General features: G+C 65.3%; 10 protein-coding genes and 1 pseudogene. 7 read left to right on the top strand and 4 right to left on the bottom strand.

All coding sequences use genetic code 11. The features are described 5' to 3' along the window. On the bottom strand, nt 1–1427 hold a 1427-nt coding region (locus U9J41_RS28785; RefSeq protein WP_322405612.1), incomplete at its 3' end, for a type VI secretion system Vgr family protein. Between the two features lie 227 nt (nt 1428–1654). Here U9J41_RS28785 and U9J41_RS28790 point away from each other — a divergent pair. Continuing rightward, a complete protein-coding gene (locus U9J41_RS28790; protein WP_322405613.1) occupies nt 1655–3265 on the top strand; it encodes a response regulator in 1611 nt (536 codons plus the stop codon). A 128-nt stretch (nt 3266–3393) separates the two neighbouring features. Here U9J41_RS28790 and U9J41_RS28795 read toward each other — a convergent pair whose 3' ends face one another. Both U9J41_RS28795 and U9J41_RS28800 read right to left on the bottom strand, forming a co-directional pair. After that, nucleotides 3394–3852 carry a response regulator gene (locus U9J41_RS28795; RefSeq protein ID WP_056441887.1) on the bottom strand — a complete coding sequence of 153 codons (459 nt, stop codon included), beginning with the start codon at nt 3850–3852 and terminating at the stop codon, nt 3394–3396. A gap of 19 nt (nt 3853–3871) precedes the next feature. Beyond that, nucleotides 3872–6109, bottom strand: a complete 2238-nt coding sequence (locus tag U9J41_RS28800; protein WP_322405615.1) for an ATP-binding protein — start codon at nt 6107–6109, stop codon at nt 3872–3874. A gap of 302 nt (nt 6110–6411) precedes the next feature. On the opposite strand from U9J41_RS28800, the gene U9J41_RS28805 reads away from it, so the two are divergent. From U9J41_RS28805 to U9J41_RS28820, 4 genes are all read left to right on the top strand, one after another. Continuing rightward, nucleotides 6412–6798 carry a nuclear transport factor 2 family protein gene (locus tag U9J41_RS28805; protein WP_322405616.1) on the top strand — a complete coding sequence of 129 codons (387 nt, stop codon included), beginning with the start codon at nt 6412–6414 and terminating at the stop codon, nt 6796–6798. Nucleotides 6799–6808: 10 nt separating this feature from the next. Further along, nucleotides 6809–7663 carry an alpha/beta fold hydrolase gene (locus U9J41_RS28810; protein WP_322405617.1) on the top strand — a complete coding sequence of 285 codons (855 nt, stop codon included), beginning with the start codon at nt 6809–6811 and terminating at the stop codon, nt 7661–7663. 31 nt (nt 7664–7694) lie between these two features. After that, the gene (locus U9J41_RS28815) at nt 7695–8570 is read left to right on the top strand and encodes a helix-turn-helix domain-containing protein (protein ID WP_322405619.1); all 876 of its coding nucleotides are present in this window, start codon (nt 7695–7697) and stop codon (nt 8568–8570) included. A gap of 193 nt (nt 8571–8763) precedes the next feature. Beyond that, a complete protein-coding gene (locus U9J41_RS28820; protein ID WP_322405621.1) occupies nt 8764–10668 on the top strand; it encodes a hybrid sensor histidine kinase/response regulator in 1905 nt (634 codons plus the stop codon). A gap of 110 nt (nt 10669–10778) precedes the next feature. Here the strand turns inward: U9J41_RS28820 and U9J41_RS28825 are convergent, their stop codons facing one another. Continuing rightward, nucleotides 10779–11978: an esterase/lipase family protein gene (locus tag U9J41_RS28825; protein ID WP_322405623.1), complete on the bottom strand. Its 1200-nt coding sequence runs from the start codon at nt 11976–11978 to the stop codon at nt 10779–10781. Nucleotides 11979–12212: 234 nt separating this feature from the next. On the opposite strand from U9J41_RS28825, the pseudogene U9J41_RS29385 reads away from it, so the two are divergent. Together U9J41_RS29385 and U9J41_RS28840 are read left to right on the top strand one after the other, a co-directional pair. After that, nucleotides 12213–13373: pseudogene (locus U9J41_RS29385) on the top strand (IS110 family RNA-guided transposase). Nucleotides 13374–13864: 491 nt separating this feature from the next. Next, nucleotides 13865–14133, top strand: a 269-nt coding sequence (locus tag U9J41_RS28840) for a transposase (protein ID WP_322400125.1), incomplete at its 3' end; no start/stop codon positions are given.

The raw sequence follows: 14133 nt of genomic DNA on the forward strand, positions 1-14133 counted from the left end.
ACCACCGCCACTTCCTCGCCGACCCGCGGTAGGCGAATATTTCCGAACCGACTGCCCGCGCCGGGCGACATGATGCGAAGCCAAGGAGAACTGTTCTCGTCGTAATTGCCCAGCCTATCCCAGTGGAACTGGACCCTGACGCGCCCGTAGCCATCGGTGTGGATCTCGGCCCCGTCAGGTCCGACGACGATGGCTGTCTGGATGCCGGGATAGGTGCAGGGCTGGCTGTTGTAGTTGCGGCCCGGGCGCCACTGAATATCTTTGCGCACGCAGCGGAACGTGTTCTCGTAGTTCGACGGCGCGCCCGGTCCGGCCTGGTAGTTGTTGCTGGCCTCGTGGTCGACGGACAGGATCAGGTAGTCCCGGTCGGCGATGCTGGGGTGCGGCGCCTCGTCCCACCTGGCGGCCTGCAGCTCGGCGCTGAAGTGGCCGCCGAGCTTGAAGAACCGGCCCGGCTGGGCGGTCCGATCGTTGCCGCGCGCTTCGAAATATTGGGTGTTCGCGTCGCGCTCGCCCATGCGCCGGTAGGCGAGCTTTTCGCCGTCGTCGTGGGTGCGAAAACCGTACGACCCAGTGTTTTCGTAGACCTCGTATGGATAGACGTCGCCCTGGTTGTTGAGGGATTCGGCGGTCGAACGCTGCACAATCGGGTTCTTGTAGTCGAAGCTGGCCAGGGTCGTCTGGCCGGAACCGATGCGGCGCACGGGGCTCCATTCGCGGATGCCATCGTCTTCGAGCGAGCCGGCCTTGTCGCGGAACGGAATTGCGGCGGAATCGTCGCTCCCGGTCGGATCGATCGGTTGCACGAGCGTGCTTCTATCGGTGAGCCAGAGCGTGTGTCCATCGGCCCGGTGCTCGTACCAATACATCAGCCCAAGTGCCTCCCAGCGGCGATGCAAATGGTTGTAGTCGGTCTCGTCGTACTGGTTCGCACAGGTCAGCCGCGGATCGTCGTCGATGATGTGCGTCCGCCAGTCGGCCTGGCGGTAATGGGCGAAGGTAAGTTCGGTCAGTTCGATGACGCTCTTGCCGTGGAACGATACGTTGTCCTTGCGCAGCCTGGTGAATGCCAGCCACGGTTCCAGCACCATGCGGTAGAACGCGAAACCGCCGTCGGCGCGCACGAAGCGGAATTCGGTGACGTAGCCGTTGAAGTAACGCAGAGAGCCGTCTTCGCGCACGACGGAAATCGTCACCATCCTGGCCATCATCGCCTTCAGGGGAATTCGGGCGTCGTCCGACAGGAGTTCGGCTTCGACGCGAAAGCAGCGTGAGACTTCTTCGCGCGCGGTCATCCGGTTCGGCAGAAGGATCGCTTCCGGTCCATCATCGAGGGGGAAGTCCAGGCGCATCAGGCGGTCGTGCTGGGCATTGTGACTGAACGCCGACAGCGCAGCGCCCGCCGCGATCGCTTGGTTTCCATCCATGTGTTGCCTCCGAGCGTTTTTAGGTATCTGATTTCCATCGGCTAAGGTAACCAACAGGATTTGATCGATCTTGATAAGAAGCAATAAGCGGACTGTGCTTGCAGTGAGTTTGATGACTCGGCAGCACGTTTGAATCGAACATCGCCCCCGCGATGCTTCGTGTAAAATCAAAGCTTACTTTTTTGCAATTCTGTGTCCTTTTCAATGCCGCCCGCTCCGCAGTTGCAATGAATCAAGAAGACGCCAGCGCCTGCTCGGTTCTCCTGATCGACGACGAACCCTTTGCCGAGGACATCATTTCCCACGGCATGAAAGGCTGCGCCTCGTACGTGCTGCGGTATGCCCACCACCCCGGCATGGCGGTCGAGCTCGCGAAGGAAGTCCGGGCGACGGTCGTGCTCGTTGATTTGCGCATGCCGGAGATCGACGGATTCGAGGTCACGCGCCGCCTGCGCGCCGATAAGGACACGGAGCATATCCCCGTCATCTTGCTGTCGTCAGAAGAAGATCCCGAGATCAAGGCGAAGGCCTTCGCCGTCGGCGCCAACGATTACCTCGTCAAGTGGCCCGATCCGCGCGAGCTCGTCGCGCGCGTGCGCTACCACAGCGATGCCTGCATCGCGCGGCGCCAGCGCGATGCGGCGTTCGTGTCGCTGCGGCACAGCCAGGAGCAATTGGCCGCCAGCCAGTCGGCGCTGCACCAGGCGCAGAAGATGGAGGCGATCGGCCAGCTGACGGGCGGCGTCGCGCACGATTTCAACAACGTCTTGCAGATCGTCGGCGGCAACCTGCAGCTGCTCAAGCTGGTGGGCAACCTGAACGATGCCGGCAAGGCGCGCGTGGACATGGCGCTGGCCGGCGTCGAGCGCGGCGCCAAGCTGTCGTCGCATCTGCTCGCGTTCGCGCGCCGCCAGCCGCTGCAGGCGGTGGTGATCAATCCGGGCCACCTGCTGCGCGAGATGGACGACATGATGCGCCGCGTGCTCGGCCCGCGCGCGCACGTCGTGACCGAGATCGCGGCGGGCCTTGGCAACACGCTCGTCGATCCCAGCCAGCTCAACAACGTGCTGCTGAACCTCGCGATCAATGCGCGCGACGCGATGGCGGGCGGCGGCACCTTGACGATCCGCGCGGCCAACGTCGGCCCGGACGGCGCGTTGCCGCCGGAGGTGCCGTACGGCCATTACGTGCTGATCGAAGTGGCCGACACGGGCAAGGGCATGCCGCCCGACGTGCTGGAGCGCGCGTTCGAGCCGTTCTTCACGACCAAGCCGACGGGGCAGGGGACGGGGCTGGGGCTGTCGATGGCGTATGGCTTCGTCAAGCAGTCCGGCGGCGAGATCGTCCTGCGCAGCGAGCCGGGCAAGGGCACCAGCGTGCGCATCTACCTGCCGCGCAGCGCAGCCGAGCCCGCGCGCGCGGAACTGGTGTCCGCGGGGCCGCTGCTGGGCGGCATCGAGACGATCCTCGTCGTCGAGGACGAGGAAGACGTGCGCAGCACGACCTGCGGCATCCTGTCCGCGCTCGGCTACAAGGTGCTGGAGGCGCCGGATGGCGCGAAGGCCGTCGAGATCGTCGAGGGCGGCCAGCACGTCGACCTCGTGTTCACGGACGTGATCATGCCGGGGCCGGTGAGCAGCCTGCAGCTGGGCGAAGCGGTGCGGGCGCGGCTGCCGCGGGCGCAGATCCTGTACACGTCCGGCTATGCGGAGGGCGTGCTCGCGCACGAAGGCAAGCTGGAGGCGTCGGTGAACCTGCTGCAGAAGCCGTATCACCCCGATGCGCTCAGTGCGCGCATCCGGCATCTTCTCCGGTCTAGCCAGAGCGTGATGTCGTAGGGTGGGCGGCCCTCCGCCCACGCGTTCGATCGGCGCTCGCACGCACGACACGTCATTCGCGGCGATGCACGCGATGGTCGAACGTGCGCCACCCTGACGCATCCGTTATCGCCTGAAAACGGCGCCGGTTATTTGTTGGGTTTGACGTACCGCTGCGACCCCGGCGGCGGTTCGTTCAACACGGCCCAGAAGATGCCCAGGTCCGCGATCGCGCGCACGAACTCGGTGAAATCGACGGGTTTCACCACGTAGGCGTTCACGCCCAGTTCATAGCTGCGCACCAGGTCCTGTTCTTCCCGCGACGACGTCAGCATCACGACCGGCAGGGGCCTGAGGCCCGCGGTCGTGCGGATCTCGCGCAGGACTTCGAGCCCGTCCACTTTCGGCAGTTTCAGGTCGAGCAGCACGACGGCCGGATTGCCGGCCGGGCGCGACGCGTACTCGCCGCGGCGGTGCAGGTAGTCCAGCGCCTCGGCGCCGTCGCGCACGATGATGACCTGGTTGGCAAGCTGGCTCTTGGACAGTGCGATCAACGTGAGTTCGAGATCGTTCGGGTTGTCTTCGACCAGCAGGATGGGCTTGAGCATGGGTGTATTCGTAAGACGTTCAAGGATTGGTCGGTTTCGGGAGCGCGAACGAGAAGGTCGCGCCCTCGCCGTGCACGGACCGGGCCCAGACCCGGCCGTTGTGGCGCTCGACGATGCGGCGCACGTTCGCCAGGCCGATGCCCGTGCCCTGGAAATCTTCCATCCGGTGCAGGCGCTGGAAGACGCCGAACAGCTTGTGCACGTAATCCATATTGAAGCCGGCGCCGTTGTCGGCCACGTGGAACACCGTCTCCAGCGGATGGTCCTCGGCGGCCATGCGGATCACGGCCGGATCGCGCTGGCCCGTGAACTTGACGGCGTTCGCCAGCAGGTTGAACAAGGCCAGGTGCAGGAAGGTCGGGTCGGCCCAGATCGTGGGCAGCGGGCCGATGTCCCACTCGATGTTGCGGCCGCGCGTTTCCAGCGCCAGCTTGTCGAGGCAGGCCGCCACCAGCTCGTTCATGTCGACGGTGGTCGGGTGCAGCGAGGCGCGGCCCATCTGCGAGAACGACAGCAGGTCGTCGACGAGCTTGCCGGCCAGGCGTGCCGCTTCCTTGATGTTCTTGAGGAAGCGCTGGCGCTGCTGGCCGTCCTCGCTGCCGGCCGATTCGAGCAGCAGGTCGGCGAACCCCACGATGTGGCGCAGCGGCGCGCGCAGGTCGTGCGACACGGAATACGAAAACGCTTCCAGTTCCTTGTTGGCGCGGCCCAGTTCCTCGGCCAGTTCGGCCATCTGCTCGGCGCGTTCGAGCGCGATCCCGAGCAGGGCGGTGCGGAATTCCAGCGCCAGCTCGATCTCGCCGCCGTGCCACGGCTGGCTGGTGCCGTGGATCGTCTCGCGCCATGCGGCAAAGCTCGTGCGCGGCGACAGCTGGGTAGGCGCGCCGGGCACCGCCTCCTTCGCGTGCGGATTGCCCGCCCATTCGATCGTGTGCACGTACTCGGGACGGAACCACAGCAGGTAGTGCTTGTGGATGCGCGAGATGGGCATCGCGAGCAGGCCGCTGGAGTTGCGGGTCATCCGTGCCGCCGGCGCATACGGCGCGGACAGCTTATCCGTGTGGAACACGTCGCCGTGGTCGTGCACGGCGAGCCAGTCGGCGAGTGCCCGGATGTCGTCCTGTTCCGGCGTGTCGCCGAAGGTCAGGATGCGGTCGTCGACCAAGATCGCCACGCCCGATGCGCGCGCGAAGCGCAGCAGCTCCGGGAAGACGTTGGCGAGGTTTTCGATGAAGTCGCTGCCCTGCGTGAGGCCGGCCAGCATCGACACCATCGTGCGCCGGACTTCGAGGCGGAACTGCAGTTCGGCCGCGTCCTCGCGCGATTCGATGCACAGCGCGAGGATCTGCCCCAGCTGCTCGCAGGCGGTGCGCTTGTCGAACGCCACCGCGGCCGGGCCTTCGTTGTGGCACGAGATCAGGCCCCACAGCTTCCCCTTGACCATCAGCGACACCGACATCGAGGCCAGCGTGTTCATGTTGCGCATGTACCGCAGGTGCACCGGCGAGACGCTGCGCAGCGCCGCGAACGACAGGTCGTTGGCCTTGCCCGTGACGGGGTTCAGCGGCGGCACGAGGGCGGCCGGCGAATACGTGGCGTCCTGGATCAGGCGGATGCGCGACAGCTTGTACAGCTCGCGCGCCTGGGCCGGGATGTCCGACGCCGGGAAGTGCTGTCCCATGTACGAGTGATAGCCGGGGTCGCGCGCTTCCGCCATCACGTGGCCGTGGCCGTCGGCGTCGAAGCGGTAGACGAGGACTCGCCCGAAGCCCGTCACCGAACGCACGTGCTGGCAGGCCAGCCGCGCCAGCGATTCGATGCTGCTCGTGTCGTTCACCTTCAGCAGGAAATCGCCGATCAGCGGATACAGGTTGCGGAAATCGGCCGGCTCGGCGCGGTCGACCGCTTCGAATTCGGCGATGGTGACGCCGTCCCACTGGTGGGCGAGCACGTCGAAGTGGCGCCCGTTGTCCGTCGTGACCGTGCCCACGTAGAACGGACGCGGGCCCAGGTCGGCGGCCAGCTCGGGTACGAGCCGTTGCGCGGCCGCCTGGCCGATCACGTCCGCCAGCGGACGGCCGGGCGCGGCGTCCGCCGCGACCCCGCACCAGTCGCCCAGGTTCGCGCTGGCCTGCAGCACGGCCAGGTCGGCGGCCAGCGTCAGCAGGAAACCATGCGGCTGGATGCTGCCGGGCGTGCGGATCGGTTCCTTGTCGCAGGTCGACAGGTCGAGGACGGGGGCGGCGGCCTGGATCATGGGTGGCAAGGGTTCGGAACGTCGGGTTGCAAGAGCGGCATTTTACAATGAAACGCCAAACGTCAATTCTTTCCGGCGCATGCGCATGCAGTGTGGGTGCGACAATATTGCAACGATACCTCATCGATTTGTGCGCGATTCCGTCGAATTGCGCTGATGAATGACTTGTTTGCTGCGCTAAAAATGGGCAATTTGACGTGACCCCACGCCGGCGCCGGCCGGCCATTACCTGGGAGGTAATCGCCGCGCCGCACGGCGGCGGGCACACTGGCTCCATCGTCAACCCACCGAAGGAGACCATCATGAACCAAGCCACCCACCAAGCCACCCACCAAGCCGCCCGGATCGCCGAAGCCTACCTCGCCGCCTGGAACGAACGCGCACCGGCCGCGCGCCGGACGAAAGTCGCGCAGGTGTTCGCGCCGGATGCCAGCTACCTCGACCCGATGATGCGCGGCAGCGGCGTGGACGGCATCGACGCCATGATCGGCGCCGCCCAGCAGCAATTTCCCGGTTGCCGCTTCGCGCTGCACGGCACGCCGTCCGGCCATAACGACGTCGTGCGCTTTTCCTGGTCGCTGGCGGCCGACGCGCCGGATGCCGCGCCGCTCGCCATCGGCACCGACTTCGCCACGGTCGACGCCGAGGGGCGCCTCGTGCGCGTCACCGGTTTCCTGGACGCCGCCTGAGGGGACGATCATGACCATGCACAACGCACGCCACACCCGGGCCTATACGGGCGCGCCGAACACCGTCATCGCCGGCGACGTCAACCTGTACTACCGCGACTGGGGCAAAGGCCGCTCCGTGCTGTTCGTGTCCGGCTGGTCGATGGGTTCCGATTCCTGGGGCTACCAGATGATGGCGCTGTGCCGCCGCGACCTGCGCTGCATCGCCTTCGACCGGCGCGGCCACGGCCGCTCGTCCGACCCGGGCGGCGGCTACGACCTCGACACGCTGGCCGACGACATCGCGGCCGTCGTCGAGGCCCTGGACCTGCGCGACGTCGTGCTGGTCGGGCACTCGATGGGCTGCAACGAGATCGTGCGCTACCTCACGCGCCACGGCAGCGCACGGGTGCGGCAAATCGCGCTGCTCGGGCCGATGACGCCGGGGATCACCTTGAGCCCGTCGAATCCGCACGGGGTCGATCCGGCGCTGCTGGAACAGTTCCGCAGCACGGCGCTGCTGCACGATTTCCCGCGCTGGATCGAGGACAACCTGGAACCGTTCGTCCCCGGCGCCGGCCCGCGCATGCGCGACTGGCTCGCGCAGATGGCCCTGCAATGCTCGCTGCAGGCCCTGCACGACTGCAACCTCGTCGTGCAGGAGGCCGACATGGGGGCGGAACTGGAAGCCGTCGACGTGCCGGTGCTGCTGGTCGCCGGCGCCCTCGACGTCTCCGCGCCGCTCGACCTGACGGCGCGCCGGACGGCGGCCCTGGTGCCGGACTGCCGCCTCGTCATCTACGAGGATGCGGCGCACGGCATGTTCCTCACGCACGTGGAGCAGGTGAATGGCGAACTCCTTGAGTTCATCCGCGCCGAAGGCTAAATTGATGGCTTCATGTCAAGGAGGCGGCACGATGCAGGACCGACACGTGGACGCGGCGCAGGCGCGCAGCGACGGCTATTTCAGCGACTTCGGCTCGGCGCTGCGCTACTGGCGCACGCGGCGCGGCTACAGCCAGCTGCGCCTGGCGGTGGACGGCGGCGTGTCGCAGCGCCACCTGAGCTTCCTGGAAAGCGGACGCGCCCAGCCGAGCCGCGACCTCGTCCTCAAGCTCGGCATCGTCCTCGACGTGCCGCTGCGCCAGCGCAACGCGATGCTGCTGGCGGCCGGCTTCGCGCCCGCCTACCAGGAGCGCAACCTGTCCGACCCGGAACTGTCTTCCGTGCTGCACGCGCTCGACTTCATGCTGGGCCAGCAGGCGCCGTTTCCCGCCCTCGTCGTGGACCGGCTGTGGAATCTCGTGATGTTCAACGAGCCCGCCGCCGGCTTCATGAAGTGGCTGCTCGGCCTGCCGCTCGATGCGGCCATCCCGCGCGACGGGTCCATCAACGTGCTGCGCCTGATGCTCGACCCGGACGGGCTGCGGCCGCGCCTCGTCAACTGGCAGGCCGTGTGCGCCGACAGCCTGCTGTGGATCCAGCGCGAAGCCATGGCCGACGGCCCGGGCAGCGAGGCGACGGCGCTGCTGGCCGAATTGTCTGCATTTCCGGGGATGCGGGCGGCGGGCCAGGTCGCGGACGGCCATCTGCCGAACCTCGACCGGCGCGCGTTGCCGTTCCTGCCGCTGACGATCGCGCACGAGGGCGTCGAGCTGAACCTGTTCACGACCATCACGACGCTGGGCACCCCGCACGACGTCACCGTGCACGAGCTGCGCCTGGAGTCGTTCTTTCCCGCCGATAAGGCGACTGCAGACTGGTTCCGCGGACGTTTCGGGACGACAACGTAATCGGCGTTGCGATCTGCTCAATCAAATCCGGTGGTTTTTTGTGAACATGCATCGGAAATGCCCTTTTTTTGACGATCCGTAAGCGCAGAATTGACAACGTAAATTCGCGTCCTTGAGTCGCGCGCGAGCATTTTTGCTGAGGTGTATGATGGGCTGGTTTCGACACTTCTTCGGCCCAAGACAACCGCAGTACATGAACGACCTGACTCTCACGCAACCCTGGCCCGACGAGCGGCGCTACCAGTACCTGATCTCCGGGATCAGCGATTACGCCATCTACATGCTCGACCCGAACGGCTACGTCAGCAGCTGGAATGCCGGCGCCAACCGTTTCAAGGGATATGTCGCACAGGAGATCCTCGGCGAGCATTTCTCGCGCTTCTACACGCCCGAGGACCGCGAAGCGGGCAAGCCCGCGCGGGCGCTCTCGATCGCGCTGGCGGAAGGCAAGTACGAGGCCGAAGGCTGGCGCGTGCGCAAGGACGGCTCGCGCTTCTGGGCCCACGTCGTGATCGACCCGATCTACAACGAAGACGGCGTGCTGCTGGGCTTCGCGAAAGTCACGCGCGACGTTACCGAGCGCAAGCGTGCCGAGGATGCGCTGCGCGAAAGCGAGCAGCGCTTCCGCCTGCTCGTGAACGGCGTGACGGACTACGCGCTGTACATGCTGTCGCCGGAAGGGACCGTCACCAACTGGAACCCGGGCGCCGAGCGCATCAAGGGCTACAGCCAGGCCGAGATCACCGGCAGCCATTTTTCGCGCTTCTACACGCCGGAAGACCAGGCCGCGGGCGTGCCCCGGCATGCGCTGGAGACGGCCGCCACGGCGGGCCGCTACGAGTCCGAGGGCTGGCGCGTGCGCAAGGACGGCTCGCGGTTCTGGGCCCATGCCGTGCTCGACGCCATCCACGGCGACGATGGCCAACTGCTCGGCTTCGCCAAGATCACGCGCGACCTGACGGAAAAGAAAAAGGCCGACGAGGCGCTGGAAAAGGCGAATATCGCCCTGTACCAGGCGCAGAAGATGGAATCGATCGGCCAGCTCACGGGCGGCGTCGCGCACGATTTCAACAACCTCCTGTCCGTGCTGTCCAGCGGCCTGGAAGTGCTCGGCCTGCAGCGCGGCGACACCGATGTGCGCACGCTGGAATCGATGCGCCGCGCGATCGACCGGGGCGCGCGCCTGACCCAGCAACTGCTCGCATTCGCGCGCCAGCAGCCGCTGCAGGCGGAGACGCGCAACCTCAACGGCATCATCCGCGGCTTCGAGACCGTGCTGCGCCGCGCCGGCAATCCGAGCATCGAGTTCGTGATCGACCTCGACCGCAAGGCCCACAGCGCGATGATCGACAGCGCGCGCTTCGAATCGGCGCTGCTGAACCTCGTCGTCAACGCGCGCGACGCCATGCCCGACGGCGGCCACCTGACGATCGCCACGGCCAACGTCGTGGCCGACGGCATCCAGCCGCCCGGCCTGGCGCCGGGCGAATACGTGCGCGTGACCGTGAGCGACACCGGCACCGGCATGCCGCACGACGTGGTGGCGCGCGCCTTCGAGCCGTTCTTCACGACCAAGGAGGTCGGCAAGGGCACGGGGCTGGGCCTGTCCCAGGTCTATGGCTTCATCAAGCAGTCGGGCGGCGAGGTCGCCATCGACAGCACGCCGGGCGAGGGCACGACCGTGTCCATCTACCTGCCGGCCGCCGTCAATGGCGTCGAGGAGGCGCGCGCCGACCACACGGAGCGCGTGCTGATCGTCGAGGACGAGCCCGACCTGATGGACGTGGCCGCGTCGCTGTTCACCAGCATGGGCTACGACGTCGTCACGGCGGCCAGCGGGCAGGAAGCGATCGACCTGATGGAACAGAGCGACATCGACATCCTGTTCACCGACGTCGTGATGCCGAACGGGATGAACGGCATCGAGCTGGCCAGCTTTACGCGCGAGCACTATCCGGCCACCAAGATCATGCTCGCATCGGGTTATCCGCTGCCGGCCCTCAAGCAGCGGCACGGCGTCGACCTCAACGCGTTCGCGTTCGTCAACAAGCCGTACCGCTTGTCGGATCTGGCGCGGACGCTGCGGTCGGCCATGTGATCGTTCAGGCATGGTGGGCACGTTTCATTTGAGGCGCCAGGCCTCAAATGCCCACCCTGCGGCGGTGCGAAAGTCGTAGGGTGGGCGGCCTCCGCCTGCCGAATGCGCGGTCAATCCAAATTAAAGATGATGTCGCTGATCCGCTCGTAGACCGGATCGGCCGACGGCCCGTCGTTCGGCCAGTTCAGGATATCGAAATGGTCGTATCCCCGGTAGTTGCCGAGGAAATTCCACACCCCCCGCACGGCCTTGCCGTCGTAATCGCGCACCGGATGGCCGCCCGGCGCGCGCATGCTGACCGTGTTGACGACGCCGTCGTTCGGAAACCAGGCGCTGTCGATGCGCACCCGTCCCGGCGCGTTCTGCGTGTACGAACCCATGCCGGGCTGGGCCAGCGAACCGACGATCCACTCGCCGGCGAACAGCTTGAAGTACGGGATCATGTCGGCGCGCGGGTACTGGAACTCGGTGCTCTGCACGGGCGCGAGGACGCGGTCGGTGCCGTTGCAGCACCAGGCGCCGGCCTCCGTGGCCAGCGTGCCCAGCGAGAAGTAATAGACCGCAGGTGACGTCAGCGCCCAGCGGTTGAATTCGCGCGCGCCGTCCGGCGCCAGTTCCCAGTGGGCGAGCTGGTTGTCGAGGATGTCGCGCAACGGGCTGCGCAGGTTCGGCGATACGTCCAGCACGGCATCGCTCAGCGTGGTGCCGTCGTGCGGCGCGGAGATCGTGACGACGCTCTTTACCCAGCCGACCTTGCCTCCCTTGTAGAGATCGCCACCGCCTTCGTCGCCGTCCGGCGAGCCGTGTTCCAGCAACTGGATCAGGGCGCGGATCGTCGTGCCGCCCTGGCTGTGGCCGATCAGGTGGATCGGGTGCGCGGCATCCCATTGCGGATAGAACGCGAGCGGATATTGTTCCGGATTGTTGGCCGGATCGGCGGCCCAGCACTTGCCGGGCGGCTTCTGGGCCTGGCCCGGATAGCCATAGCGCGCGACGTGGCGGGCGCCGTAGTCGACGCAGCCGCCCTTGATCTGGGCGTACAGTTCGGCGGCGCGGTCCCAGTTCGACGCGATCGCGCCGACCTGGGCCGTAAAAATGACATGCGGACCGTGATAGACGGCCAGGTGCGCGGCGATGCTGCCGTAGCCGCCCCAGTACAGGAAGCTGCCGAGCGGATGCGATTGCGGCCCGAAGCCGAGGACGCCGTGCACGAGCACGACGGGGTCGTTATTGGCCGCGCGGGCAGGGCCGGACAGCGGCGCAAGGACTGCCAGCAGCGCGCAGGCGCAGGTCTTCGTCAGTCGCAACATGGGATTCTCCGTGACGTGGCGGAGCCCATTGTCGGTTTGATATTCGGTAAGGAGTTTGCGCTGCCTCGACCGGGGCGGCGAAATGGCTGCTGCGATGCAACAAAATGGCGCTGGTGTCGCTAGTGCGCACTACGTCCGAACCGTGGTGCGTAGATCCTATGATGAAAAAAAGCGAGCCGGTTTGCAGATTGAGTCCTAACCTGAGAGTTCGAAACACAGATTTAGGAGATCAACATGCAACCGGCTCACGCTCAAGATTTTACGCTCGATGATCAGACGTTGACAGTGGCGTGTGAACTTGCGAGCAAGCATTGGAAAATCGCTCTGCAGGATGGAAAGCATACGTGCCCATCAGTGCACACGACGAAGCAGGAAGGTGCGGCCGAGCGCCTGGCGGAAGCGGTCGCGTTGATCGAGACGGCACGCCGGGAATGGCAATTGGGGGCGTCGTCTCGGGTCGTGGTTCTATACGAGGCAGGGCAGGATGGTTTCTGGATCAGCCGCGCCCTTCGGAAGCGGGGATACCTGGTCGTGGTCGTCGATCCGGCCAGTATTCCGGTGGAACGTCAGGCCCGGCGTGCCAAGACGGACCGGCTGGACGCAATACGTTTGCTGTCCTGCTTGCGAGGCTGGCTACGTGGAGAGCGTGACCGGTTGCATGCGGTAAGGGAGCCAACGCCCGAGGCCGAAGAGATGCGGCAGCTGATACGTGAACGTGGCCAGTTGCAGAAGGAAATCGGTCAGCACCGAGACCGGATATGCAAGCTGCTGCGCACTGTGGGCTGTTGGGTAAAATTTGGTCCGGCATTTGCACAGCAACTCGAGCGTGGCGAAATTGGTTGCCATGATGGGGTTGCGCTGCCGCAGTGCCTGCGTTAGCGCCTGATGAGGGAATGCGCGCGGCTGGACTTGGCGGCCAGGCAGTTGAAAGCGCTGGAGGCAACGCTACCGGAGCAACTGCCCGATACGACGGCGCAATCGGTGGCGACGCTGAAGAGGCTGCGCGGCATTGGCCAGGTTGGCGCACATCGGCTGGTCCTCGAATTATTCTGGCGCCGCTTCGATAACGCTCGTCAGGTCGGTAGTTGTGTAGGATTGGTGCCCCAGCCTTACGATAGCGGGCAGACCCGAATCGACCAAGGCATCAGCAAGCAAGGCAACCGCCGGGTACGCGCCTTGCTCATCGAAATGGCGTGGATGTGGCTGCGCCATCAGCCCGACAGTGCGCTGACCAAATGGTATTTGCGACGAACGGGAGTTGGCACCGCAGACCCATCGGCTGGGAAGCGAGGCAAGCGGGTTGCGATCGTGGCCGTGGCGCGCAAATTGGTCATCGCTCTGTGGCGTTACCTGAAGGATGCGGTGGTACCGGAAGGAGCCGAGTTAAAAGCATAGATGGGATAGGTTTGTTGTAACGTGAAGTTTGCAAGCCCGTAGCCCACCCTGGCTGTCGACAACAGCCGACCATAGTAGATGGGGCTTGTTTCACGAGGTCACCTGAGCGCAACGCGCATGCAGGATTCGGTTGGGTGAACCAACCCAACGGATAGAAGGTGGTGAGACGCCAGTGTCTCACGGACAGATGACCGAGGACTTCAACGCCAGCAGCGGACCAGCATAAAGGACAAGACTGCAAATGCACGCTTGACAGACATCATAGAAGGGTGGGCGGCCCTGTATGGCACACAGACATAGGTGACACTTGTCTAGATACATAGGTGACACATGCCAGGCCATTTTACAGCTGGATTCGTAGATCGATTTCGCTAATCTTGCGGTTACAGAAGATGACGTGGAAGAGCCCATCGGTGTCGCTCGGCCGGAGGGTGTAAATAATATTGTGTAAACGGTCATTTGGCAGGACACTGCCGCCACTAGGAGAAACAATGACCGTTGTAAAGCGTAACAAGCGTGCCAAGCCCGATCCGGAACTGCTCAAACTGGCCGACAGCCTGCTGGCGAACTATCAGAAGCCGGAGGACCTGATTGGCGAAAATGGCCTGCTCAAGCAGCTCACCAAGATGCTGGTCGAGCGCGCGCTGGAAGTCGAGATGACCGATCACCTGGGCCACGACAAAAGCGGCGAGGTGACCAACAGCACCGCCAACACCCGTAACGGCCATAGCACCAAGACGCTCAAGGGCGATTTCGGCGC

The sequence above is a fragment of the Massilia luteola genome (genome assembly GCF_034420155.1).
GTDB classification, from domain to species: domain Bacteria; phylum Pseudomonadota; class Gammaproteobacteria; order Burkholderiales; family Burkholderiaceae_D; genus Telluria; species Telluria luteola.

Excerpts from the sequence above, each read along its gene's own strand:
- U9J41_RS28790 (WP_322405613.1), top strand. The coding sequence starts at position 1,655 with ATGAATCAAGAAGACGCCAGCGCCTGCTCGGTTCTCCTGATCGACGAC.
- U9J41_RS28795 (WP_056441887.1), bottom strand. The coding sequence starts at position 3,852 with ATGCTCAAGCCCATCCTGCTGGTCGAAGACAACCCGAACGATCTCGAA.
- U9J41_RS28800 (WP_322405615.1), bottom strand. The coding sequence starts at position 6,109 with ATGATCCAGGCCGCCGCCCCCGTCCTCGACCTGTCGACCTGCGACAAG.
- U9J41_RS28805 (WP_322405616.1), top strand. The coding sequence starts at position 6,412 with ATGAACCAAGCCACCCACCAAGCCACCCACCAAGCCGCCCGGATCGCC.
- U9J41_RS28810 (WP_322405617.1), top strand. The coding sequence starts at position 6,809 with ATGACCATGCACAACGCACGCCACACCCGGGCCTATACGGGCGCGCCG.
- U9J41_RS28815 (WP_322405619.1), top strand. The coding sequence starts at position 7,695 with ATGCAGGACCGACACGTGGACGCGGCGCAGGCGCGCAGCGACGGCTAT.
- U9J41_RS28820 (WP_322405621.1), top strand. The coding sequence starts at position 8,764 with ATGAACGACCTGACTCTCACGCAACCCTGGCCCGACGAGCGGCGCTAC.
- U9J41_RS28825 (WP_322405623.1), bottom strand. The coding sequence starts at position 11,978 with ATGTTGCGACTGACGAAGACCTGCGCCTGCGCGCTGCTGGCAGTCCTT.